The sequence below is a fragment of the Frigidibacter sp. MR17.24 genome, assembly GCF_037095655.1.
Lineage (GTDB): Bacteria > Pseudomonadota > Alphaproteobacteria > Rhodobacterales > Rhodobacteraceae > Frigidibacter.
The window spans coordinates 1,175,325-1,197,042 of sequence record NZ_JBAWKE010000001.1 but is presented as its reverse complement, the minus strand read 5'-3'; the positions used below and the strand labels follow the sequence as shown (position 1 = coordinate 1,197,042).

General features: G+C 72.5%; 22 protein-coding genes. 11 read left to right on the top strand and 11 right to left on the bottom strand.

Annotation, left to right across the window (positions count from 1 at the left end):
• Positions 1–101: 101 nt before the first annotated feature.
• Both V8J39_RS05650 and V8J39_RS05645 read right to left on the bottom strand, forming a co-directional pair.
• Positions 102–2,042 carry a glycoside hydrolase family 15 protein gene (locus V8J39_RS05650; protein WP_336459865.1) on the bottom strand — a complete coding sequence of 647 codons (1,941 nt, stop codon included), beginning with the start codon at positions 2,040–2,042 and terminating at the stop codon, positions 102–104.
• Positions 2,042–2,854: an SDR family oxidoreductase gene (locus tag V8J39_RS05645; RefSeq protein WP_336459864.1), complete on the bottom strand. Its 813-nt coding sequence runs from the start codon at positions 2,852–2,854 to the stop codon at positions 2,042–2,044. Before V8J39_RS05645 ends, V8J39_RS05650 begins: the two co-directional genes overlap by 1 nt.
• A gap of 1,044 nt (positions 2,855–3,898) precedes the next feature.
• Here V8J39_RS05645 and dps point away from each other — a divergent pair.
• Positions 3,899–4,384, top strand: coding sequence for a DNA starvation/stationary phase protection protein Dps (gene dps / locus V8J39_RS05640; protein WP_336459863.1), 486 nt, complete (start codon positions 3,899–3,901; stop codon positions 4,382–4,384).
• Positions 4,385–4,576: 192 nt separating this feature from the next.
• On the opposite strand, the gene V8J39_RS05635 is transcribed toward dps, so the two are convergent.
• The 3 genes from V8J39_RS05635 to V8J39_RS05625 form a co-directional block, all read right to left on the bottom strand.
• Complete coding sequence (locus V8J39_RS05635; protein ID WP_336459862.1) at positions 4,577–5,416, bottom strand: alpha/beta hydrolase fold domain-containing protein; 840 nt, start codon at positions 5,414–5,416, stop codon at positions 4,577–4,579.
• Positions 5,413–6,195, bottom strand: coding sequence for an SDR family NAD(P)-dependent oxidoreductase (locus V8J39_RS05630; protein ID WP_336459861.1), 783 nt, complete (start codon positions 6,193–6,195; stop codon positions 5,413–5,415). The genes V8J39_RS05635 and V8J39_RS05630 overlap by 4 nt, the downstream gene beginning before the upstream one ends.
• A gap of 187 nt (positions 6,196–6,382) precedes the next feature.
• Entirely contained in the window at positions 6,383–6,511 is a 129-nt protein-coding gene (locus tag V8J39_RS05625) for a hypothetical protein (RefSeq protein WP_336459860.1), read from the bottom strand.
• 399 nt (positions 6,512–6,910) lie between these two features.
• Here V8J39_RS05625 and dusA point away from each other — a divergent pair, with 399 nt between their 5' ends.
• Both dusA and V8J39_RS05615 read left to right on the top strand, forming a co-directional pair.
• Entirely contained in the window at positions 6,911–8,002 is a 1,092-nt protein-coding gene (gene dusA / locus V8J39_RS05620) for a tRNA dihydrouridine(20/20a) synthase DusA (RefSeq protein WP_442902550.1), read from the top strand.
• 196 nt (positions 8,003–8,198) lie between these two features.
• Entirely contained in the window at positions 8,199–9,257 is a 1,059-nt protein-coding gene (locus V8J39_RS05615; protein ID WP_336459859.1) for an acyltransferase family protein, read from the top strand.
• Here V8J39_RS05615 and V8J39_RS05610 read toward each other — a convergent pair.
• The 4 genes from V8J39_RS05610 to ccmI form a co-directional block, all read right to left on the bottom strand.
• Positions 9,232–9,699: a GNAT family N-acetyltransferase gene (locus V8J39_RS05610; protein ID WP_336459858.1), complete on the bottom strand. Its 468-nt coding sequence runs from the start codon at positions 9,697–9,699 to the stop codon at positions 9,232–9,234. The genes V8J39_RS05615 and V8J39_RS05610 overlap by 26 nt on opposite strands.
• Entirely contained in the window at positions 9,696–9,932 is a 237-nt protein-coding gene (locus V8J39_RS05605) for a DUF1289 domain-containing protein (RefSeq protein WP_336459857.1), read from the bottom strand. The genes V8J39_RS05610 and V8J39_RS05605 overlap by 4 nt, the downstream gene beginning before the upstream one ends.
• 100 nt (positions 9,933–10,032) lie before the next feature.
• On the bottom strand, positions 10,033–10,506 hold the full coding sequence (ruvX, locus tag V8J39_RS05600) for a Holliday junction resolvase RuvX (RefSeq protein WP_336459856.1): 474 nt from the start codon (positions 10,504–10,506) through the stop codon (positions 10,033–10,035).
• Positions 10,503–11,747: a c-type cytochrome biogenesis protein CcmI gene (ccmI, locus tag V8J39_RS05595; RefSeq protein ID WP_336459855.1), complete on the bottom strand. Its 1,245-nt coding sequence runs from the start codon at positions 11,745–11,747 to the stop codon at positions 10,503–10,505. The genes ruvX and ccmI overlap by 4 nt, the downstream gene beginning before the upstream one ends.
• Before the next feature lie 308 nt (positions 11,748–12,055).
• On the opposite strand from ccmI, the gene V8J39_RS05590 reads away from it, so the two are divergent.
• From V8J39_RS05590 to V8J39_RS05560, 7 genes are all read left to right on the top strand, one after another.
• Entirely contained in the window at positions 12,056–13,303 is a 1,248-nt protein-coding gene (locus V8J39_RS05590; RefSeq protein WP_336459854.1) for a sarcosine oxidase subunit beta family protein, read from the top strand.
• Positions 13,304–13,415: 112 nt separating this feature from the next.
• On the top strand, positions 13,416–13,559 hold the full coding sequence (locus tag V8J39_RS05585) for a hypothetical protein (protein ID WP_336459853.1): 144 nt from the start codon (positions 13,416–13,418) through the stop codon (positions 13,557–13,559).
• Positions 13,560–13,607: 48 nt separating this feature from the next.
• Positions 13,608–13,931 (top strand): sarcosine oxidase subunit delta, encoded by a 324-nt coding sequence (locus V8J39_RS05580; protein ID WP_336459852.1) that lies wholly within the window; start codon positions 13,608–13,610, stop codon positions 13,929–13,931.
• Positions 13,928–16,909: a sarcosine oxidase subunit alpha family protein gene (locus V8J39_RS05575; RefSeq protein WP_336459851.1), complete on the top strand. Its 2,982-nt coding sequence runs from the start codon at positions 13,928–13,930 to the stop codon at positions 16,907–16,909. The genes V8J39_RS05580 and V8J39_RS05575 overlap by 4 nt, the downstream gene beginning before the upstream one ends.
• Positions 16,902–17,453 carry a sarcosine oxidase subunit gamma gene (locus V8J39_RS05570; protein ID WP_336459850.1) on the top strand — a complete coding sequence of 184 codons (552 nt, stop codon included), beginning with the start codon at positions 16,902–16,904 and terminating at the stop codon, positions 17,451–17,453. Before V8J39_RS05575 ends, V8J39_RS05570 begins: the two co-directional genes overlap by 8 nt.
• A 111-nt stretch (positions 17,454–17,564) precedes the next feature.
• Positions 17,565–18,164 carry a superoxide dismutase gene (locus V8J39_RS05565; protein ID WP_336459849.1) on the top strand — a complete coding sequence of 200 codons (600 nt, stop codon included), beginning with the start codon at positions 17,565–17,567 and terminating at the stop codon, positions 18,162–18,164.
• Positions 18,165–18,374: 210 nt separating this feature from the next.
• The gene (locus V8J39_RS05560; RefSeq protein ID WP_336459848.1) at positions 18,375–18,827 is read left to right on the top strand and encodes a baeRF12 domain-containing protein; all 453 of its coding nucleotides are present in this window, start codon (positions 18,375–18,377) and stop codon (positions 18,825–18,827) included.
• 85 nt (positions 18,828–18,912) lie between these two features.
• On the opposite strand, the gene V8J39_RS05555 is transcribed toward V8J39_RS05560, so the two are convergent.
• Positions 18,913–19,485 carry a TIGR00730 family Rossman fold protein gene (locus V8J39_RS05555; protein WP_336459847.1) on the bottom strand — a complete coding sequence of 191 codons (573 nt, stop codon included), beginning with the start codon at positions 19,483–19,485 and terminating at the stop codon, positions 18,913–18,915.
• 165 nt (positions 19,486–19,650) lie between these two features.
• Here V8J39_RS05555 and V8J39_RS05550 point away from each other — a divergent pair, with 165 nt between their 5' ends.
• Positions 19,651–21,036: a LysM peptidoglycan-binding domain-containing protein gene (locus tag V8J39_RS05550; RefSeq protein ID WP_336459846.1), complete on the top strand. Its 1,386-nt coding sequence runs from the start codon at positions 19,651–19,653 to the stop codon at positions 21,034–21,036.
• On the opposite strand, the gene V8J39_RS05545 is transcribed toward V8J39_RS05550, so the two are convergent.
• Positions 21,014–21,436, bottom strand: a complete 423-nt coding sequence (locus V8J39_RS05545; RefSeq protein ID WP_336459845.1) for an ArsR/SmtB family transcription factor — start codon at positions 21,434–21,436, stop codon at positions 21,014–21,016. The genes V8J39_RS05550 and V8J39_RS05545 overlap by 23 nt on opposite strands.
• Positions 21,437–21,718: the final 282 nt, after the last annotated feature.

Sequence of the window (21,718 nt, the reverse complement as noted above, 5' to 3'; positions counted from 1 at the left end):
CGGCTGACCTCTTGGCACGGCACCTGGGGTCGCCTCCCGGGATGGCCCGGGCGACGGCAGGGCGAAGCGGGCGCCGCGACGGCCGGGCGCGCGCTTTGCCCTCAGGCGCCGCCGCGCGGGCGCACGGTGGCGCCGCGGGTGCGGTGGCCGGCGGGCCTGCGGTCCAGCAGCGTGCATGCGGCCTCGAGCGCGGCAAGATGGCTCAGCCCCTGCGGCAGGTTGCCCAGCCACGCGCGGCTGTCGGGATCGATCATCTCGGGCAGGATGCCCACGCCGCCACCCGTCGCCTCGCGCAGCGCGGTCAGCCGCGCCATCGCCTCGTCGCGCTGGCCAAGCAGCGCCCAGGCCTCGGCGATCCAGAACGACACGGCGAGGAAGCAGCCCTCTTCCTCGTCCATGCCGCCGTAGCGGTAGTGGAACGGACCGGCCCCCAGCGCCTCGTCGATGGCGCACAGCGTCGAGGCCAGCCGGTCCGCCCCGTCAAAGCCGAAGCGCACCGCCAGCGCCAGCGATGCGTCCAGCCGCCGGGTGCCGGGATGCATGACATAGGCCTGCAGGTCCTCGTCCCAGCAGTTGTCGTCGATCCAGGCGGCGATGCGGTCGCGCTCGCGCGCCCAGCGGTCGCGCTGGGTCGTGGGCAGGTGACCGCTGTCGGCCAGCTCCACCGCCCGGTTCAGCGCCTGCCAGCAGCTGATCTTCGAGCCGGTGTAGTGCTCCAGCTCCGGCAGCTCCCAGATGCCGCTGTCCTTCTGCCGCCAGCGGTCGGCACAATCGTCGGCCAGATGCGACAGCGTCTCGGCCGAGCGGTGGTCGACGATGTTGCCGCGCCCGACGAAGGCCGCCACCGTCTCGAAGATGTCGCCATAGGTCGAATGCTGGTGCTGCAGCGCCGCGCGGTTGCCGCACAGCACCGGCCGCGAGTGCCGCCAGCCCGGCATCGCCAGTTCCGACATCCGCTCCTCGACCCCGCCCTCGAGCGCGAAGCACACCCGCGGTCCGTGCGCGTTGAGCTGGTTCAGAAGCCAGGTCAGCCCCGCCTTCGCCTCCGCCTCGATCCCCAGCGACAGGAACGACACGATCGTGTAGCCCGCGTCGCGCACCCAGGCGTAGCGGTAGTCGTAGTTCTTGTCGCCGCCGATCCGCTCGGGCAGCGAGGTCGTCGCCGCCGCGGCGATCGCGCCCGAGGGGGAATACAGCAGCAGCTTCAGCGCCAGCGCCTGGCGCAGGAGAAAGGCGCTTTCGGGGCTGTCGTCGCCGAATTCCGCCGACCAGTCGCGCCATTCCTCGTCCGACCGCTCGATCCGCGCGTCGATGTCGGCAAGGTCGGGCACCACCAGCGGCTCTTCCTCGCCCGCGACGATGGCAAGCAGGTCGCGCTCGCCCGCGCGCAGGGTCAGCGTGCCCTCGGTCAGGTCGTCGTCCTCGTGGGCGATCCGCAGCGCGGGGCCGTGCAGGAACAGGCCCATGACCCGGCCGACATGGAACAGCTTGTAGGGCCCGTTCGGCGCGCGGTAGGGGCTGCGCTCGCCGGCGCGGTGGCCCAGCCGCAGCGTCACGTCGAAGGTCATCTCGCCCTCGGTGCACTCCACGCGCCGCGCAAGCTCGCACCAGGGCAGGCGGCCGGCGATGCCGCTGTTGAGCGATTCCGTCAGCACCGCCGTGCCGCTCTCGCCCTCGAACCGGGTCTCGAGCACGTTGGAATGGCGGCGATAGGCGCGGGTGACGGTGACGGGGCCGCGCGGGCGGATGGTGAAATGGCCGGCGGTGCTGCCGTCGGGCAGCGGCGCGTCGCCGGCCAGCAGCCGGTCGAACAGCGGCGGGCTGTCCATGTTGGGCACGCACCACCAGTCGATCGCGCCGTCCTCGCCCGACAGCGCGACCGAGCGGCCCTCGCCCAGCGCGCCGTAGCCCTCGAGCGGCAGGAACCCGTCGCCGTCGCGCCGGGGCGCCTCGATCCGGGCGGTGCAGGGATGGGGCCCCTGGTCCGGGGACGTGGTCCGGGAAATCGTCTGGGCGGGGGTCTGGGGATGCTCGTCGCGCATCAGGCCCCCTGACCGAGGTTGATCGACAGACCGCCGTCGATGAAGAAGCTCTGCCCGGTGATGTAGGCCGCGGCATCCGAGCACAGGAAGGCGATCAGCGCCGCGACCTCGTCGGGGCGCCCGGCCCGGCCAAGGGGGATGTGGCTTTCCATCTCGCGCCGCAGCGCCGCGTCGTCGATGGCGGCCTGGTTGATCGGGGTCAGGATCATCCCGGGCGCCACGTTGTTCACCGTGATCCCCTCGGACGCGAGTTCCAGCGCCAGCGTGCGCGCCAGCATCCGCAGCCCGCCCTTGGCCGCGTCATAGGCGGACGAGCCGATGCGCGGCACCTCCTGGTGGATCGAGCTGACATTGACGATGCGCCCGCCGCCGCCCTGGGCGCTGCGGGCGCGGGCGAAGGCACGCGCCAGCAGGAACGGGCCCGACAGGTCGGTGGCGATCACCTTCATCCAGTCGGCATCCTCCATGTCGACCATCCGGGTGCCGTCGGCATCGATGCCGGCGTTGTTGATCAGGATCGCGGGCGCGGGCGCCCCGGTCAGGGCGTCGAACAGGGCCGCGATCTCGGCCGGGTCGCTCTGGTCGCAGCGGCGCGCCTGCGCGGCGACGCCGATCTCGCGCGCGCGGCGCACCGTCTCCTCGGCGCCCTCGCGGTCGGTGTGGTAGGTGATCACGAGGTCGCGGCCGGCGCGGGCGAGCGCGAGCGCGGTGTCGCGGCCGATGCCGCTGTCGGCGCCGGTGACGATGGCGGGGCCGGCGGGGACCCGGTCGCTGGCGTGGCGGTCCTCGGTCGGGGTCGACTGGTCCTTCATGGCTCTCTCCGGTTCTGGGGCGCGCAGGGTCGGCGATCGCGGTGCGCGCGGCCGGCCGGGACCGCCCGTGTGCTGTTCGGGGTCGGTTCGGGGCCTGTCCGCGGAAAGACGCGACCGCGGCGCGCGGTCCGGACCCAACGTCGCCCGGCCGCGGGCGTTCCCCGCCCGCCGGCTTTCGTGAGCGCGGCATCGGTGTCAGCCCGGGCGCCCGGCCTGCGCGGGCGACCCGCAAGACAGCCAAGGCGAACGCCGCGCCGCGGTGGCACGGGTCGGTCCCGACCCCGGCGCGCGGTCCGGTCCCCGCGGCCATCGCGCGTGCGCCCCACCGGGTGCCGCCCGTCCGCGCGCTGTCTTCGGGCAGGTCCGGGAGGCGGCTGTGCCGAAGGTCGGGCGAACGTCTCGCCGCCTTGGCTGTCCGTGGCCGTTCCGCCCGGCAATCGCGACTGCCGCGCGCGCCCGGATCCGGCGGCCATCCTGTGTGCACGCCCCGTCGGGTGCCGGCCGTCCACGCGCAGTCTTCGGGCGGGTCCGGGAGGCAGGTAGGCCGAAGGTCGGTCGAAAGTCGCGTCGCCTTGGCTGTCCGTGGCCGTTCCGTCGGGCAATCGCGACTGCCGCGCGCGTCCGGACCCGGCGGCCATCCTGTGTGCACGCCCCGTCGGGTGCCGGCCGTCCGCGCGCGGGTTTCGAGCGGACCCGGGGAGGCAGGCGGGCCGAAGGTCGGGCGAACGTCTCACCGCCCGGGTTGTCCGGTGTCGTTCCATGGGGCAATCGCGACCGCTGCGCCCGGCCCAAGCCTGGCGTCACCTGATCGTGTCTCTCATCGGTCCGCCCGGTGTCGCCTGCGCGCCCCTCGTTGCCCGGCTGTCTCAGCCCGCCTCTGTGGCCCGCGCCGTTTGCGGTGCGTGCGGGCCGCGGCGGGGGGCGCCGCGTGGCGTGGGCGGGGGGCGAACGGGAGGGGGCGGCGCGAAAGTCGCGTCGCGGTGATGGAACAGCCGGGGCCCCGGCGCCGTTATGGCCCCGAAACATCATCAAAGGAGACCTTCCATGCGGGAACGTTTCGCCAGCGGCGTCAGCGACAATGCCGCCAAGACCTCGATCAAGGCCCTCAACGAGAACCTGATCCTGGTGACCGACCTGTCCCTGACCGTGAAGCAGGCGCACTGGACGCTGCGCGGCACCAATTTCATCGGCGTGCACGAGCTGCTCGACGGTGCCGTCGCCAACCTGCGCGACGTGCTCGACAAGTTCGCGGAACGCTCGGTGATCCTCGGGGGCACGCCCGACGGCACCTCGCAGGCGATCGCCAAGGAGACGAAGCTGCCGGCCTATCCTACCGACCTCGTCGCGGTGAAGGACCACGTCAAGGAACTGACCTCGCGCTACAAGACCCTGGGCGAGAGCCTGCGCGCGGCGATCGACACCACCGAGGAGGCGGGTGACGCCGACACGGCCGACCTCTTCACCGAGGCCAGCCGCATCGTCGACAAGGATGCCTGGTTCATCGGCTCGAACGTCGAGAAGGCGGCCTGAGGACGGCCGCGTCGGGCCGGGCCGCTTCGGGGGTTCGGGCCGCGGTGGCGGACGGCGCCTGCGGGCGCCGCGGGGGGCGCTGCCCCCCGGCCGCGCCGATGGCGCGGCGCCCCCCGGGATATTTGGGCCAATGCGAAAGAGGGGGCAGGGACCGCGGTTCCTGCCCTCTTCGCGTGCGTGTCGCGGGGTGTGTCAGGGCGGAGGCGCGTCGCGCCGGGCGAGGGCGCGGGCGAGGCTGGCATAGGTCGCCTGCGCCTCGGGCGTGGCCTCGGGCCAGAGCGTCCACATGTGGCTGGGGATGGCGCGGATCTCGGCGGTGACCGGCACGCGGGCAAGCCCCAGCGCGCGGATGAGCAGAAGCGCGTCATCGGCCAGGACCTCGTCGGTCGAGGCAGTGATCCAGACCGGCGGCAGCGCCGAGAGGTCGGCCTCGAGCGGGCGGGCGGTGGCGGGAGGCGCTCCGCCAAAGGCCAGCCGCGCCAGCGCCGCATCCGTCGCGTCGTCGTTCATCAGGTCGCGCGGGGAATTGGCGGCGCGGGTGAGGCTTTGGCCCGAGCGGTCGGTATTGGGCGAGATCAGCGCGAGCCGGCCGATCCGGCCCGGGCGCGCCAGCGCCGCGCAGAGCGCCAGAAGCCCGCCCGCGCTGTCGCCCGCGAGGTCGATCCCCGGGGCCAGCGCGTCGATCACCGCCAGCGTGTCGTCGAGCGGGGCGGGCCAGGGATGGTCGGGCGCAAGCCGGTAGTCGGGCAGGATCACCGGCCGCCCGGTCAGCGCCGCGAGCCGCGCCGCGCCGGCGGCATGGCTTTCGGGGCTGCCGAAGACGAGGCCGCCGCCGTGCAGCCACAGGACCGGCACGCCCCCCTCAGGCCCGTGCCGGACGCAGCGCACCCCGCCGATCGCCTCGTCGCGCCCCGCCGGCCCGCCGCAGGACAGCGCGAGGAAGGCGGCACGCCGCCGCGCGGGGCTGCCCTCGACCGGGTGGGCGCGGATATGGGCGGCCAGCGCCGCCCAGCCCTGCGGCGCGCGCGTCATACGTTGATCGAGCCGACCGCGCCGCCGTCGACGCGCCAGTTCGCGCCGGTCACGAACGAGGCCAGGTCCGAGCACAGCATCGCGATCACCGCCGCCACCTCCTCGGGCCTGCCGCGCCGGTTCAGCACCAGATAGGGGCGCTGCTCCTTGAGGAAGCTCTCGACCGCCTCGTCGAAGCTCTCGCCGGTCTCGGCGCTGCGCTTTTCCATCATGCCGTCGGTCATCGGCGTCTCGATGAAGGCGGGGGCCACGCAGTTGACCAGCATCCCCGAGGCGGAGTGCTGCATCGCCACGCTCTTGGCAAAGCTCAGCAGCGCCGATTTCGAGGCGTTGTAGACCGTCTCGTCGGGATAGGGCTGGGCCACGTTCTCGGAGGTGACGAAGACGACCCGGCCCCAGCCGCGGCCGATCATCGCCGGGCAGAGCGCGCGCGCCATCCGCACCGCCGACAGGAAGTCGATGTCGAGCGCGTCCTGCCAGTCCTCCTCGGCCATCTGCAGCGGGTCGCCCTTGGCGCCGGTGACGCCGGTCGCGTGTACCCAGATGTCGAAATCGGTGCCCGCGGTCTTCAGGAAGGCCGCGCAGCCCTCGGGCGAGGACAGGTCGCCCGCCGCGCTTTCGGCGCCGAACTCGGCCGCGACCTTCGCCACCTTGTCGCCGTCGAGATCGGTGAGGAACAGCGCCGCCCCCTCGGCCGCGAGCAGCCGCGCGGTCTCGCGCCCGATGCCGCCGCTCGCCCCGGTGATCAATGCGCGCCGTCCCTTGATGTTGAGATCCATGTCCTGCCCTTCCGGTTTCGCGGATATCCATGCGCGACCGCGCCGGTGGCGGTCGCCGCTCGGAACCGAAACTCGGGCGGTGGCCGGAAAGATCCGGCGATGACACGGGGTTGTGAGGGTGGCGCATAGGGGCTGGGCGCTGATCGGCCGGACGTCGGGGCGCGGGATGTCGGGGGGGGGGCGCGCCTCAGATCAGCGCGATCGCGACGCCGGCCGAGACCGTGGCGACGAGAACCACCACCAGCAGCACCACGAGCACGGCTTGGGTGCCCGGGTCGGGATCGGGCAGGGGTGCCTGGGGCGGCGGTGTGGGCATGTCAGGTCACTGCGGTCATGGCACTTGCGCCAAGGTCGCATGCCGTGACGGCCATTCCCAGCCCAAACCCGCATTTTCGCTGCACATATCGACGCAGGGCAGCCATGCGTCCACGGCACCCCTGGGCCGGTTGCCGCGCCATCAGGCACCGCCCGTGGCCAGTGGCTGCGCCCGCCCGTGCCGCCGGGTGTCGGGGCTGATGGGGGGCTGATGGGGGCTGATGCCAAGGCTGATGGCGGGCTTGGGGGGCTGTCCCTGGCGGCGGGGCGGCGCCGGGGCTCCCGGGGTGTGGCGCGGCGGGGCGTGAAGGGGCGGGGTCAGAAGCGCCTCGCGCCGCCGGGCCGGTCGCGCTATAAGGCCGCCGCACCCTCCCGTCCCAGCCAAGGCCTTGCCCGACCGATGCCCGCCGCCCCGCAGCCCGCCGATCCCCGCCGCCCCGACAGCCGCCCCCATAGCGGGGCCGCCAGCGGGACCGACAGCGGGACCGATAGCGGCCGCGCGACCCGTGCCGCCCGGCTCTCGGTCGCGCCGATGCTCGACTGGACGGACCGGGAGTGCCGGTTCTTCCACCGGCTGCTGTCGCGCGAGGCGCTGCTCTACACCGAGATGGTGGTCGACCAGGCGATCATCCACGGCCCGCGCGCGCGGCTGCTGGACTTCTCGCCGGCCGAGCATCCGGTGGCGCTGCAGATCGGCGGCTCGGACCCTGCGACCCTGGCCGAGGCGGCGCGCGTCGCGGCCGGCTGGGGCTATGACGAGATCAACCTCAATTGCGGCTGCCCCTCGGACCGGGTGCAGTCGGGCTGTTTCGGCGCCGTGCTGATGAAGGACCCCGACCTCGTCGCCCGCGGGCTCGAGGCGATGGCCGCCGCGGCGCCCGGGACCGAGATCACCGTCAAGTGCCGCATCGGCGTCGACGACCAGGACCCGGCAGAGGTGCTGCCCGCCTTCCTCGCGCGCATCCGCGAGGCGGGCGTGCGCCGGGTGATCGTCCATGCCCGCAAGGCCTGGCTGCAGGGCCTGTCCCCGCACGAGAACCGCACCGTGCCGCCGCTGGACTACGACCTCGTCGTCGCGATGAAGCACGCCTTCCCGGACCTGCACGTCTCGGTCAACGGCGGCATCGAGACGCTGGAGGCGGCGCAGGCGCTGCTCGACCGCGGGCTTGACGGCGCGATGATCGGGCGCGCGGCCTATCACCGGCCCTGGGACATCCTGGGCACCGCCGACCCGGCGATCTTCGGCACCGGCGCGACCGCCGATCCCCATGGCGTGCTGCAGGCGATGCGGCCGCGGATCGAGACCCATGTCGCGCAGGGCGGCCGGCTGCACCAGATCAGCCGCCACATGCTGGGGCTGTTCCACGGCCGCCCCGGCGCCCGGCTCTGGCGCCGCCGCCTGTCCGAAGAGGCCGCGCGCGTCGCCACGCCCGCCGAGGCGCTGGCGCTTCTGGACCGGGCCGAGGCCGAGGTCACCCGCGCCGCCGCCTGACGGCCCGGGCCGCGCGGGCCGGCGACCCCGGGCGCCGGCAGGATCGCGGACAGGGCCGAAGACGCGACCGCAGACGCGACCGAAGACACGGCCGAAGACGAGACCGCGCCGGCGGGTATACTCGCGGACATCGTTGGCGAATCAGGTGTGGGGTAATGGTCGGATGGTGAGGGACGGGGCGCGCGGGACCGGCTACATGCCCGCGCTGGACACGTTGCGGGCCCTCGCCGTGGCCCTCGTGCTCTACACGCATTACCTGCCCGAACCCTACTGGTACCGGGGCGTCTACTGGGGCGAACAGGGGGTGCGGCTGTTCTTCGTGCTCAGCGGCTTCCTGATCACCGGGCTCCTGCTGGACCGCGACCGGCTTGGCGAGGATCCGCTGCGCGAGTTCGGCCGGTTCATGCTCGCCCGGCTCGCCCGGCTCTATCCCTGCCTGCTTCTGTACCTGCTGGCCTTCCGGGTGCTCGGGGGCAGCTGGACCTGGCAGCTGATCCCCTGGGATGCGGTCTACCTGACGAACCTGCGCATCGTGCTCTGGAACAGCTGGGGCTCGGTGGATGCGCATCTGTGGTCGCTGTCGGTCGAGCAGCAGTTCTACCTGGTCTGGCCCTGGGTCATCGCGCTGGTGCCCCGGCGATGGCTGCCCGGCGCGGTGCTGCTGGCCATCGGCGGGGCGCTGGCGTTTCGCAGCGCCTGGTCGAGCGCGGGCCTCGGACCGTTCGGGATCTGGGTCCTGCCGATGGCGCATCTCGACAGCCTCGGGCTCGGCGCGCTGGTGGCGGTGGCGCTGCGGCGCGGCGTCCCGCACCGGGTGCTGGTGCCGGCGCTGCTCGCGGCCTCGGCGCTGGGCTGGGGCCTCTCCGCGGCGCAGATCCTGCCGCTCGCCGGGCCAAGGAACACCGCCGCCGCCTGCCTCTTCGCCGCGATCGTCCTTGCCTGTGCGCGGCGGATGCGCGCGCCCGCCGCGCGCGTGCTGCTCGAGGCGCCGCCGCTGGTCTATCTCGGGCGCATCTCCTACGGGATCTACGTCTATCACCAGCTGGCCCCCCGGGTCCTCGCGGGGCTGCTCGACCGCCCGGTCTCGGGCGTGGCAGAGGCGCTGGCCTGCGCGGCGCTGACCGTCGTCATCGCGGCCGCGTCGCATGCGCTCGTCGAACAGCCGATCCGCGCGGCGGTCGCGCGCCGCCTGCGGCGCCAGCCCGATCCCGATCCCGATCCCGCCGGTCCTAGCGTTCCAGCGCCTTCGCCATGAACACCCGCTCGCGGCCGTTCTGCACCCGCCGGTCGGTGATCTCGAATCCCAGCCGCTGATAAAGCGCGATGTTCGTGTCCATCCGGGCGTGGGTGTAAAGCCGCAGCACCGGCAGGCCCAGCGCGCGGGCCCGCGCCTCGGCCTCGGCGACCAGCGCCCGGCCAAGGCCGCGCCCCTGCGCCGCCCGCGCCACCGCCACGTTGTCCAGAAGCAGCGCGCCGGGCTCGGGGATCAGCACTAGCAGCGCCCGCACCGCGCCGTCCTCCTCCAGCACCAGCACCCGGCCCGCCGCGACCAGCGCGCCGTAGTCGTCGTCAAGCGGGCCGGGCCGCTGGCCGATCCGCGCGACCCAGGGGCCATAGCTTTCGGCCACCAGCGCCGCGATCGCGGGCAGGTCGCCGGCACCGGCCGGGCGCAGCGGCAGCCGGGGCGCCGCGGTCATGGCCGCGGCACCCGCGCCGCGCGGCCGCCGCGGCGGCGCGCCTTCACCCGCTCGGCCCGGTCGGGCAGGGCGGCGACCAGCGCGCGGCGCTCGGCCGCGGGCATCGTGCCCCAGGCGGCGATCTCGTCCAGCGTGCGCCAGCAGCCCAGGCACAGCCCCTCGGCGGGATGCATCACGCAAACCTTCACGCAGGGGCTCTCGACCTCGTCCCGGGCCCAGATCTCGTCCGTCATCCCGTCTCCCCGATCCCGTCCGCCGTTCCTGTCCGCCGGCGACGTCAGCCGCCCCGGCCGTCCAGGCCCCGTACCGTCGCCGCGCCGTCCCGAAGCCGCCTCAGCCGCGCGCGATGTGCGACATGCGGTCCAGCGCGCCCTGCAGGATATACCCGGCCGCCACGTGGTCGATCACCTCGGAGCGACGCTTGCGCGACGTATCCGCCTCAAGCAGCGCGCGCTCGGCCGCCACGGTCGACAGCCGCTCGTCCCAGAAGCCGATCGGCAGGTCGGTGATCTTCTCGAGGTTGCGGGCGAAGGCGCGCGTCGACTGGCAGCGCGGTCCCTCCGAGCCGTCCATGTTGTAGGGCAGCCCCAGGATCAGCCCGCCCAGCTCGCGGTCGGTGGCGATGGTCAGCAGCTCGGCCGCGTCCAGCGTGAACTTCTCGCGCCGGATCGTCGTGAGCGGCGAGGCGACCGAGCGCATCCGGTCCGAGACCGCCACCCCGATCGTCTTGGTCCCGAGGTCGAGCCCGCCGACGGCGCGCATCGGCTTCAGCACGGCGGCGAATTCCTCGATGGTCGCACAGATCATTGCAGGATCCCCGCCTGTTCCGCTGCCGCCGACAGCGCCTGAAGATCGGCCTTGCGGCCGGCGAAATGGGTCTGCGCCTCGGCATAGATCGCGCGGGCGCGGTCGGTCTCGCCCAGGACGCCCAGGGCCGCGACCAGCCGCGCCCATTCCTCGGCGCTGCCGCCCTCGGACGCAAGCCGGTCGTTCAGTCGCTCGACCATGCCGCGGATCATCTGCTGGCGATCCTCGGGGGCCATGTCCGCCGTCGCCGCCACGTCGGCCTGCGACGGGCCGGGGAGGGACCCGGATGGGGAGGCCGCCTTCGGCAGCTGATAGTCGGGCTCGCCCGCGACCCAGGCCAGCTCGGGCATCGCGCTGCGGATCGGCGCGGCCCAGGGCGCGTCGGCGGGGCCTTCGTCCAGCAGCTCGGCCCAGATCCGGAAGGTCTGGTCGGGCCGGCCGCTCTGGGCCAGCATCAGCCCCATGTAGTAGCGCGCGGTCTGGTCCTTCGGATCGGCGGCGAGGGCTGCGCGCAGCGCGGCCTCGGCCTCGGGCGAGACGAGCCCGCCGGCGGCCAGGATCATCGCCTCGGCCTGCATCGCGTGGTCCTCGGGCGTGGCCTGCGCGCCCTTGGCGGCGATCAGCTGGCCCTGCGCGGCGGCGGCGGCGGCGAAATTGCCCAGCGCGGCCTCGTTGCGCGCCAGAAGCGTCAGCCCCTGCACATCGCCCGGCCGCTCGGCCACCACGGCGCGCAGCCGCGTCATCAGCTCGGCCACCTCGGCCGAGGGCGCGGCCGGCTCGGGCACCGCGCCGCTGTCGCGCGCGGCGGCCTCGGCCTCGGCCTGCGGCAGCCGGCTGGCATAGAGCGTCTGCGCCGTGGCCATCCGCGCCCGCATCGGCAGGTCGCCGTAGCCCGGCGCGCCGATCTCGCCATACAGCAGGAACGCCCCCGCGATCACCGCCGCGCCAATCCCGGCCACGGCCAGCGTCGCGCCGCGCGGCTGCGCCTGCACCGTCTCGGTCGCCAGCCGCCGGTCGGCGTCGAGGATCTTGCGCCCGATGTCGGTGCGCGCGCGCTCGGCATCCTCGGGCGACAGGGTGCCGCGGGCGCGGTCGCGCTCGATCTCGGCCATCTGGCCGCGGTAGACCGACAGGTCGAAGGCCGCCGCGCCGGCGGGTCCGGCCGCCGGTCGCATCAGCGCCCGCCCCATCAGCAGCGCCACGGCCAGGGCCGCGCCCACCGCAAAGATCCAGAACAGCATGTCCGCCCCCTTCGCCGGGCCCCTTCGTCGCGGTCGGATTTAGGCATTCGCGGCCCCGGGCGAAAGGCCAAACCGGCCCTGCCGCCGCGACGGATCGCCCCCCGCGCGATCGTGAACACGCCCGGCAAAGCCCCGCGTGCCATGCGTCTTGTGCAAGCGGAGTCATGCATGTCGCATTTGTCGCTATTCCGACGTTTGCCGTCCTGTGGCAGACCGGGGGAGAGGCCAGAAAGCGGAATGAGACACCACTCCGTCAGGAGATTCGGTGCAAGCGGACGAAGGGGTCATGTCATGCGGGGTTTGGTGGGATGAAGCGCTATTCGGTATTCGCCGTCGCCCGCGAGGCGCTGAACTGGCACCAGGGCTGGGAAAAGGCCTGGAAAAGCCCCGAGCCCAAGCGCCGCTACGACGCGATCATCATCGGCGCCGGCGGCCATGGCCTGGCCACGGCCTACTATCTCGGCAAGAACCACGGCGTGAAGAACGTGGCGATCATCGAGAAGGGCTGGCTCGGCGGTGGCAACACCGGGCGCAACACCACGATCATCCGCTCGAACTACCTGCAGGACAGCTCCTCGGCGCTGTTCGAAAAGGCCCGCTCGCTCTACGAGGGGCTGAGCCAGGACCTGAACTACAACATCATGTTCTCGCCCCGGGGCCTGCTGATGCTGGCGCAGACCCATCACGAGGTCCGCGGCTACAAGCGCACCGTCGCCGCCAACAAGCTGCAGGGGATCGAGACCGAGTGGATCGAGCCCGCCAAGGTCAAGGAACTGGTGCCGATCATCAACCTCGACGGTCCGCGCTATCCGGTGCTGGGCGCCCAGTACCAGGCCCGTGGCGGCACCGCGCGCCATGACGCGGTCGCCTGGGGCTATGCCCGCGCCTGCTCGGCCATGGGGATGGACATCATCCAGCAGACCGAGGTGACGGGCATCCGCACCGCGAACGGCCGCGTGCAGGGCATCGACACCACCCGCGGCGCGATCGACTGCGACAAGCTGGCCATCGTCGTCGCCGGCCATTCCTCGGTCGTGGCCGAGATGGCGGGCTTCCGCCTGCCGATCGAATCGCTGGCGCTGCAGGCGCTGGTGTCGGAACCGATCAAGCCCTGCATGGACGTGGTCGTGATGGCCAACACCGTGCACGGCTACATGTCGCAATCCGACAAGGGCGAGATGGTGATCGGCGGCGGCACCGACGGGTTCAACAACTACACCCAGCGCGGATCGTGGCAGCATGTCGAAGAGACCGTACGCGCCCTGGTCGAGACCTTCCCGATGATCTCGCGCCTCAAGATGCTGCGCCAGTGGGGCGGCATCGTCGACATGACCGGCGACCGCTCGCCGATCCTGTCCACCACGCCCGTGGGCAACATCTTCGTCAACTGCGGCTGGGGCACCGGCGGCTTCAAGGCGATCCCGGGTTCGGGCTGGGCGATGGCGGAACTGGTGGCCAAGGGCCAGCCCGGGCCGCTCGCCTCGGAATTCGGGCTGAACCGCTTCCGCGAAGGCCGCTTCATCGACGAATCCGTCGCCGCCGGGGTGGCGCACTGATGGCGCCATTCCCCGCATATCGCGAAACGATACCGGGCGATCGTTTCGGGAACCGCGCCAGGGCGGCTCACGTTCACGTGTCCAGCAACGACACGAACATGGACGTGACCGAATGGACCGCTCTTCCTCGAATGCCTTCGCCTTCATCCTCGGCGCCGTCGTGGTGGCCGTGCTCGCCATCGGCTGGTTCGTCTGGTCGGGCGGCGAGGCGCCCGCGGCCGACAAGCCCGAGATCACCATCGACCTTCCCGGCTGACACCCGCGCCCCGGCGCGGACCCTCAGCCCCCGCGCCGGAGCCTGCCCATGCTGACCCTGACCTGCCCCTACTGCGGCGTGGCCGCGGAAGAGACCGAACTGTCGCCCGGCGGCGAGGCGCATCTGAAGCGCTTCGGCCCCGGCTCGTCCGATGACGAGTTCACCGGCTACATGTTCAGCCGCGCCAATCCCAAGGGCGTGCATTTCGAACGCTGGCGCCATGCCTATGGCTGCGGCAAGTGGTTCCTGGCCGCGCGCTGCACCGCCACGCTCGAGGTCTTCGGCACCTACAGCGCCCAGACCCCCGAACCGACCCCCGAAATCATCGCTGCCATCAAGGCCAAGCGCCCGACCTGGGAGCCCGCGAAATGAGCACCCGTCTGACCCGTGGCGGTCGCCTGATCGACCGCAGCGCGCCCGTCTCGTTCACCTTCAACGGCCGCAAGATGCAGGGCTTCGCCGGCGACACGCTGGCGGCCTCGCTTCTGGCCAATGACCAGCTGCTGGTCGGCCGGTCGTTCAAGTACCACCGCCCGCGCGGCATCGTCGGCTCGGGCGCGGAAGAGCCGAACGCGCTGATGGGTCTGGGCACCGGCAACCGGTTCGAGCCGAACCAGCGCGCCACCACGACCGAAACCTTCGACGGCCTCGTCGCCGGGTCGCAGAACCACTGGCCGAGCCTCGAGTTCGACGTGGGCGTGGTCAACAACGCGCTCGCCCGGTTCCTGCCGGCGGGCTTCTACTACAAGACCTTCATCCACCCGCGCGCCTTCTGGAAGCACGTGTACGAACCGATCATCCGCCAGTCCGCGGGTCTCGGAAAGGTTCCGCACGAGCCCGATGCCGACACCTACGAACAGGCGTATGGCTTCTGCGACGTGCTGGTCGCGGGCGGCGGCGTCGCCGGGCTGACCGCGGCGCTGGCCGCCGCGAAGGCCGGCAAGCGCGTCTGGCTGGTCGAACAGACCGGCGCCTGGGGCGGCCGCGCCCCGGTCGACGGCTGCGAGATCGGCGGCGAACCGGCCCAGGCCTGGATCGACGCGACGCTGGCCGCGCTCGGGGGCATGGAGAACGTGACGCTGAAGACCCGCGCCATGGTCTCGGGTCTCTATGACCACGGCTATGCGCTGGTCTACGAACGGCTTGCCGACACCACGCCGGGCGACGGGCGTCCGCGCCACCGGCTGTGGCGGATGCGCGCGGGGCAGGTGATCACCGCCACCGGCGCGATCGAGCGGCCGCTGTCGTTCTACGGCAACGACATCCCCGGGGTCATGCTGGCCTCGGCGGTGCGCGACTACGTGGTCAACTACGCGATCAGCCCCGGCGACCGCACCGTCGTCGTCACCAACAACGACGACGCCTATCGCACGGCGCTGGCGCTGTTCGACGCGGGCCTCGTGGTCGCGGCGGTGATCGACGCGCGTCCGCGCGCCGACGGCGCGCTGCCGGAACTGGTGCGCGAGAAGGGCATCCGCGTGCTGGAAGGCCGCGCCATCGCCAAGACCCACGGCTCCAAGCGCGTCACCCGCGTCTCGGTCTGCGCGCAGGTCGGCGAGGGCGCCGTGCTGGAAGAGATCCCCTGCGACTGCGTCGCCATGTCGGGCGGCTGGTCGCCGGTCGTGCACCTGTGGTCGCATTGCGGCGGCAAGCTGACCTGGGACGAGGCCTTCGCGATGTTCCGCCCCGATCCGACCCGGCCGCCGCTGGGCGACAAGGGCCAGCCGCTGGCGGTGACCGCCGGCAGCGCCTCGGGCGCGATGACGATCCGCGAGGTGCTCGAGGATGCCCATGCCGCTGGCGGCGGCGAGGGCGCGGCCCCCGCTGCCTCGGGCCCGGCCGAGGCGCCGATGATGACCGCCTGGGTCATGCCCGCGGGCGCGCCCACCAAGATGCGCGCCAAGATGTGGCTCGACTACCAGAACGACGTGAAGGTCTCGGACGTGCAGCTCGCCGCGCGCGAGGGTTACACCTCGGTCGAGCACACCAAGCGCTACACGACGCTCGGCATGGCGACCGATCAGGGGAAACTTTCGAACATCAACGGCCTGGCGGTGCTTTCTGATGCGCTGCATCAACCGATCCCGGCCACCGGCACCACCACGTTCCGCCCGCCCTACACGCCGATCTCCTTCGGCGCGATCGCGGGCGAGGCGCGGGGCGAGATCTTCCAGCCGCTGCGCAAGACGCCGGCCGATGCCTGGCACGACGCCAACGGCGCGCATTGGGAGCCCGTCGGCCACTGGCGCCGTCCGTTCTGCTACCGCAAGCCCGGCGAGACCGTGCACGAGGCGGTGAACCGCGAGGTCACCAACACCCGCGAGAAGCTTGGCCTTCTCGATGCCTCGACGCTTGGAAAGATCCTGGTGAAGGGGCCGGATGCGGGGAAATTCCTCGACATGCTCTACACCAACATGATGTCGAACCTCGGCATCGGCAAATGCCGCTATGGCCTGATGTGCAACGAGAACGGCTTCCTGATGGATGACGGCGTCGTGGTGCGGATGTCCGAGGACAGCTGGCTGTGCCACACCACCACCGGCGGCGCGGACCGGATCCACGCCTGGATGGAGGACTGGCTGCAGTGCGAGTGGTGGGACTGGAAGGTCTATACCGCGAACCTGACCGAGCAGTTCGCCCAGATCGCCGTCGTCGGCCCGAACGCCCGCAAGCTTCTGGAAAAGCTCGGCGGCATGGATGTCTCGAAAGAGACGCTGCCCTTCATGACCTGGGCGGCGGGCACGCTTGGCGGCTTCGATGCGCGGATCTTCCGGATCTCGTTCTCGGGCGAACTCAGCTACGAGATCGCGGTGCCGGCCTCGCAGGGCCGCGCGTTCTGGGACCGGCTGATGAAGGAGGGGGCCGAGCTGGGCGTCATGCCCTATGGCACCGAATGCCTGCACGTGCTGCGCGCCGAGAAGGGCTTCATCATGATCGGCGACGAGAGCGACGGGACGATCATCCCGCAGGATCTCGGGCTGTCCTGGGCGATCTCGAAGAAGAAGGAAGACTATCTCGGCAAGCGCGCGCAGGAACGCTCGCACCTGGCCGATCCCGACCGCTGGCAGCTCGTCGGGCTCGAGACGCTCGACGGCTCGGTGATCCCCGACGGGCTCTACTTCCCGGCCGAGGGCACCAACCACTATGGCCAGCGCAACACGCAAGGCCGCATCACCTCGACCTACTATTCGCCGACGCTGAAGAAGGGCATCGCGATGGCGCTGGTGAAGCACGGGCCGAAGCGGATGGGCGAGGTGCTGGAATTCCCCGACACCGAGGGCAAGATGATCAAGGCGCGGATCTGCGATCCGGTGTTCTTCGACAAGGAAGGGGCGAAACAGAATGTCTGAGGCCGTCAGCGCCCTTGCGGGCAAAAGCTCATCCGGTTTCGTAACCGTCGCCGAGGCCGGCCTTCAGGGCATGATCACCCTGCGCGCCGACCTGTCCGCGCCCGCCACCGCCGAGGCGGTGCGGGCGGTGACCGGGCTCGACCTGCCGGCCCCGCGCCGGGTCACCAGCGGCGGCACCGGCGCGGTGCTGTGGATGTCGCCCGACGAGCTTCTGATCCTCGTGCCCCATGCCGAGGCGCCGGCCGCGGTGGCGCGGCTGGACGAGAGCCTTGCCGGGGCGCATCACCTCGCGGTCGAGGTCTCGGACGCCCGGGCGCTGTTCACCGTCACCGGCGCGGCCGCGACGGATGCGCTGCGCAAGCTGGCGCCGGTGGATTTCGACGCGATGGACGCGGACGAGGTGCGCCGGTCGCGCTTCGCGCAAGTGGCCGCCGCGACGTGGAAATCGGGCGCCGACGAATGGTCGGTGGTCTGCTTCCGCTCGGTCGCGGCCTATGTCTTCGGCTGCCTTGCCAACGCCGCGCGGTCGGGCTCGGACCTTTAGGTCCCGCGCGCCGGCGCACAGGGTCGGGGGCGGTCATCCGCCCTTGACCTCGGGGCTGTCGGCGCTTCTATGTCACAGGCAAATTCCGCAAGCCTGCGAAAGGACGAACCCATGGCCTTCACGCTTCCCGAACTCCCCTATGCCCACGACGCCCTCGCCGATCTGGGCATGTCGAAGGAGACGCTCGAGTTCCACCACGACATCCACCACAAGGCCTATGTCGACAACGGCAACAAGCTGATCGCCGGCACCGAGTGGGAATCGAAGTCGCTGGAAGACATCATCAAGGGCACCTACAACGCCACCGCCGTGGCGCAGTCGGGCATCTTCAACAACGCCTCGCAGCACTGGAACCACAACCAGTTCTGGGAAATGATGGGCCCGGGCGGCAAGACGATGCCGACCGAGCTGGAAAAGGCGATCACCGAGTCGTTCGGGTCGGTCGACAAGTTCAAGGAAGACTTCGCCGCCGCCGGCGCCGGCCAGTTCGGCTCGGGCTGGTGCTGGCTGGTGAAGGACACCGACGGCAGCCTCAAGGTCACCAAGACCGAGAACGGCGTGAACCCGCTGTGCTTCGGCCAGACCGCGCTGCTGGGCTGCGACGTGTGGGAACACTCGTACTACATCGATTTCCGCAACAAGCGCCCGGCCTACCTGTCGAACTTCCTCGAGAAGCTGGTGAACTGGGACAACGTCGCCGGCCGTCTCTGAGACGCGCGCGACGGCGATGCAGGAGGGGCCCGGCGGCAACGCCGGGCCCTTTCCTTTGGCCGGGTCCTGCCCCCGCGGCGGGGCGGCCGGCGGGGGGCCGCCGGCGGGCGGCGGCGCGTTGCCGGCGTCGGGGGGGCGGCGGGCGGCGGCGGGAACGGGGGGCGGGGCGCGCGGGTTGGGTCGGACAGGCAACGAAAAGGAGGTCCGTCCATGGCTTTGATGGCGAAAGGCACGCTGATTCTGGTCGCGGATGCCGAGAAGGCGCTGATGCTTGAGAATACCGGGACGCCCGATGCGCCCGAGCTGTCGGTGCTGGCGCGCCACGAGGTGCCGGCCGAGGCGCTGGCGGGGGCGACCGACCGGCCCGGGCGGATGGCCGACAAGGCGCCCGGCCAGCGCTCGGCGCTGGAGCAGGCGGATTACGCGCGGATCGCGGGCGAGGCCTTCGCGGCCGAGCTGGCCGGCGTGGTCGAGGCCGAGGCGGCGACGCGGGCCGCGCCGCGGCTGGTGATCGCGGCGCCGGCGCAGGTGCTGGGCGCGATGCGGCCGCATCTGGGCGCGGTGGCGCGGCGGGCGCTGGTGGCGCAGTGCCCCAAGACCCTGACCGGCCACACCCTGCCGCAGATCGCACGGATCGTCGCGGCCGAGCTGGACGCGGCCTGAGCGGTCGCGCCCGCGCCCCGGGGCTGCCTCGGGTGGCTGTCCGGGGGCGCGGGCCTGCGCCGATCAGGTGCCGATCAGGTGGCGATCACGTGGTGGCCGGGGCCGGCAGCGCCGCGGCCAGCGCCGCGCGCAGCGCCGGGATGTCGGCGACCGGGGTGATGAAGTCGCGCAGCGACGGGGCCGCGAAGCCGCCCGCCACCACCGCGTCGAACATGGCGATCAGCGGGTCCCAGTAGCCCTCGGTGTTGACGACGAACACCGGCTTGTCGTGCAGGCCGATCTGGCGCCAGGTCACGATCTCGAACAGCTCGTCCAGCGTGCCCGCGCCGCCCGGCAGCACGACGAAGGCGTCGGAATTCATGTACATGACCTTCTTGCGCTCGTGCATCGTCTCGGTGACGACGAAGGTCGACAGGTCGCGCTTGCCGACCTCCATCCCCAGAAGGTGCACCGGGATCACGCCGAAGGTCTCGCCGCCCGCGCCTTGGGTCGCGCGCGCCACCTCGCCCATCAGCCCGACATCGCCCGCGCCGTAGACCAGCCGCCAGCCGTTTGCGGCCAGCATCCGGCCGGTCTCTTGCGCGGCGGCGACGTAGCCGGGGGCGGTTCCGGGGCGCGATCCGCAGAAAACGCAGACGGAACAGGTGTATTTCGGCATCGGTCGTCCCCCGGCTCGTGGCTTTGTGGTCGGTTGTGGTGCTGGGCTTTTGACCGGTGATAACGGCGTTGCTACCCTGTCTCAAGCGGACGCAGGGCCGCACGGGGATGAAGACCGCGCGGGCGGGACCGCGCGTGGGCTTGGGACAAGCTCTTGGGGAAAGTCATGGCGACGGAAACGGGGCCTTCGGGACAGGAGCCCGCGGTGGCGGGCGGCGGCTGGCGGATCGGCGCCGGCGTGGCGCTGGGATGCGTGGCGGGGGCGGTGCTCTTGTGGCTGGGCCTCGGCCCGGCGGAGCGCGCGCCCGAGGCAGGGACGAAGGCCGTCGGCGAGGCTGCCGCACCGGCGCCGGCCGGGACGACGGCGACTGTGACGGAGACAGCGGCCGGGGCCACGGCGCCGAAGGCGGACCCCGCGCAGGGGCAGGATGGGACTGCGACTGCAACTGCAACTGCGACTGGGGCCACGGCGGCGCCGCGGTTCGACACGGTGCGGGCGGATGCCGAGGGCGGGCTGCAGGTCGCGGGGCGCGCGGCGCCCGGCGCGCAGGTCCGGCTGCTGGCCGACGGGCTGGAGATCGGCCGCGCCACCGCCAATGCCCGCGGCGATTTCGCCCTGCTCGTCGACCTGCCGCTGGATGGCCGCCCGCGCGACCTGACGCTTGCGGCCGCGGGCTCGGGCGGGGACGAGACGCTGTCGGACGCGCATGTGATCGTCTCGCCGCGCGAGGCCCCGGGGACGGCGCCTGCGGCCGCCCCCGGAACGGCGCCCGCGCCGGAGGGGGCCGGGGGCACCGCGACGCTCGCCGCGGCCGCGCCGCCCTCGGTGGTGATGACCGGGCCCGAGGGGGTCTCGGTCCTGTCGGCGCCGGCAAGCGACCAGGTGGTGATCGACGCGATCGGCTACGATGCGGCCGGGGCGGTCGGCCTGTCGGGCCGGGCGGCGCCGGGCGAGGGCGGGGCGGTGCGCGTCTACATCGACAACCGGCTGGCGGCGACGGTGCCGCTGGGCGCCGACCGGCGCTGGCAGCTGACGCTGCCCGATCTCGCCGGCGGGGTCTACACGCTGCGCGTCGATCAGGTCGATGCCGCGGGGCAGGTGGTGTCGCGCTTCGAGACGCCGTTCCAGCGCGAGACGCCCGAGGCGCTGGCCGCCGCGACGGCCCGCGCGGCGCCCGCCGGGGCCCCTGCCGCGCCTGCGGCCCCGCCGCCGGTCGCGGCAAGCGCCGATCCCTCGATGCCCGCCGCGGCCGGGGGCGAGGGCGGGGCGCAGGTCGCGGGACTGGAGATGGCGTCGGGCATGGCCCCGGACGTGGCCGGTGCGGCGCCGGGGGGGCCGGCCGCGCCGGGCGTCGGGGCGGGAGCGCCGCCGGCGACGGGGGGGCTCGTGCAGATCACCGTGCAGCCGGGCTATTCGCTTTGGGCGATCGCCACGCGCAACTACGGCGACGGGATGCAGTACCTCAAGCTCTACGAGGCCAACCGCGACCTGATCCGCAACCCGGACCTGATCTATCCCGGCCAGGTGTTCACGATCCCGGGGCGCGAGTGAGCCGGGGCGCGGGCGCCGGGGCACGCGACGCGTCGGGAAGCGCGTCGCAGGCCGCCCCGGGGGCCGCGTCCCCGTCGCTGCCGTCCCAGCCGCAGCAGGCCCGCACCTCGGGGTGGCCGCAGCAGCAGTCGGCGATCAGCCAGCCGAAGGTGTTGCCGATGCCGGCGTGGTCGGCCGCGTAGAACACGTTGCGCGATTCGCGCCGCGACGTCACCAGCCCCGCCTGTTCCAGCGCGGCAAGGTGGAACGACAGCCGCGAGGCCGAGACGCCAAGCGCGCGCGCCAGATCGCCCGCGCTGCGGCCGTCCTTGCCCGCAGGCACCAGCAGCCGGATCAGCTCCAGCCGGGTCTCGCTCGCCAGCGCCGACAGCGCGTCGAGCACTTTACGCTGCTCCATCATTCAATTACTCAGCAACCCTTGAATTGTTGTGGATGTAAGCGATCTCTGCGGTCGGATCAACCGACGGCCCGCGGGGGGCCGGCGCCGCGCGCCGAGCCCCGGCGCGGCGGCGGAGACGGAAAGGCTGAGACATGCGGCACATGGCAGGCAGCAAGGCCCCCGAGGGGACCGAGCCACCCAAGACCCGCGCCGAGGAGCGCCGCGCGCGCGAGGCGGCCGAGGCCGCGAGCGCGCCCGCCGCGGCGGCCGCGGCCGGGTCCGGCAGGTCGAGCGGGATCGCGA

Excerpts from the sequence above, each read along its gene's own strand:
- V8J39_RS05650 (WP_336459865.1), bottom strand. The coding sequence starts at position 2,042 with ATGCGCGACGAGCATCCCCAGACCCCCGCCCAGACGATTTCCCGGACC.
- V8J39_RS05645 (WP_336459864.1), bottom strand. The coding sequence starts at position 2,854 with ATGAAGGACCAGTCGACCCCGACCGAGGACCGCCACGCCAGCGACCGG.
- dps (WP_336459863.1), top strand. The coding sequence starts at position 3,899 with ATGCGGGAACGTTTCGCCAGCGGCGTCAGCGACAATGCCGCCAAGACC.
- V8J39_RS05635 (WP_336459862.1), bottom strand. The coding sequence starts at position 5,416 with ATGACGCGCGCGCCGCAGGGCTGGGCGGCGCTGGCCGCCCATATCCGC.
- V8J39_RS05630 (WP_336459861.1), bottom strand. The coding sequence starts at position 6,195 with ATGGATCTCAACATCAAGGGACGGCGCGCATTGATCACCGGGGCGAGC.
- V8J39_RS05625 (WP_336459860.1), bottom strand. The coding sequence starts at position 6,511 with ATGCCCACACCGCCGCCCCAGGCACCCCTGCCCGATCCCGACCCGGGC.
- dusA (WP_442902550.1), top strand. The coding sequence starts at position 6,911 with ATGCCCGCCGCCCCGCAGCCCGCCGATCCCCGCCGCCCCGACAGCCGC.
- V8J39_RS05615 (WP_336459859.1), top strand. The coding sequence starts at position 8,199 with ATGCCCGCGCTGGACACGTTGCGGGCCCTCGCCGTGGCCCTCGTGCTC.
- V8J39_RS05610 (WP_336459858.1), bottom strand. The coding sequence starts at position 9,699 with ATGACCGCGGCGCCCCGGCTGCCGCTGCGCCCGGCCGGTGCCGGCGAC.
- V8J39_RS05605 (WP_336459857.1), bottom strand. The coding sequence starts at position 9,932 with ATGACGGACGAGATCTGGGCCCGGGACGAGGTCGAGAGCCCCTGCGTG.
- ruvX (WP_336459856.1), bottom strand. The coding sequence starts at position 10,506 with ATGATCTGTGCGACCATCGAGGAATTCGCCGCCGTGCTGAAGCCGATG.
- ccmI (WP_336459855.1), bottom strand. The coding sequence starts at position 11,747 with ATGCTGTTCTGGATCTTTGCGGTGGGCGCGGCCCTGGCCGTGGCGCTG.
- V8J39_RS05590 (WP_336459854.1), top strand. The coding sequence starts at position 12,056 with ATGAAGCGCTATTCGGTATTCGCCGTCGCCCGCGAGGCGCTGAACTGG.
- V8J39_RS05585 (WP_336459853.1), top strand. The coding sequence starts at position 13,416 with ATGGACCGCTCTTCCTCGAATGCCTTCGCCTTCATCCTCGGCGCCGTC.
- V8J39_RS05580 (WP_336459852.1), top strand. The coding sequence starts at position 13,608 with ATGCTGACCCTGACCTGCCCCTACTGCGGCGTGGCCGCGGAAGAGACC.
- V8J39_RS05575 (WP_336459851.1), top strand. The coding sequence starts at position 13,928 with ATGAGCACCCGTCTGACCCGTGGCGGTCGCCTGATCGACCGCAGCGCG.
- V8J39_RS05570 (WP_336459850.1), top strand. The coding sequence starts at position 16,902 with ATGTCTGAGGCCGTCAGCGCCCTTGCGGGCAAAAGCTCATCCGGTTTC.
- V8J39_RS05565 (WP_336459849.1), top strand. The coding sequence starts at position 17,565 with ATGGCCTTCACGCTTCCCGAACTCCCCTATGCCCACGACGCCCTCGCC.
- V8J39_RS05560 (WP_336459848.1), top strand. The coding sequence starts at position 18,375 with ATGGCTTTGATGGCGAAAGGCACGCTGATTCTGGTCGCGGATGCCGAG.
- V8J39_RS05555 (WP_336459847.1), bottom strand. The coding sequence starts at position 19,485 with ATGCCGAAATACACCTGTTCCGTCTGCGTTTTCTGCGGATCGCGCCCC.
- V8J39_RS05550 (WP_336459846.1), top strand. The coding sequence starts at position 19,651 with ATGGCGACGGAAACGGGGCCTTCGGGACAGGAGCCCGCGGTGGCGGGC.
- V8J39_RS05545 (WP_336459845.1), bottom strand. The coding sequence starts at position 21,436 with ATGATGGAGCAGCGTAAAGTGCTCGACGCGCTGTCGGCGCTGGCGAGC.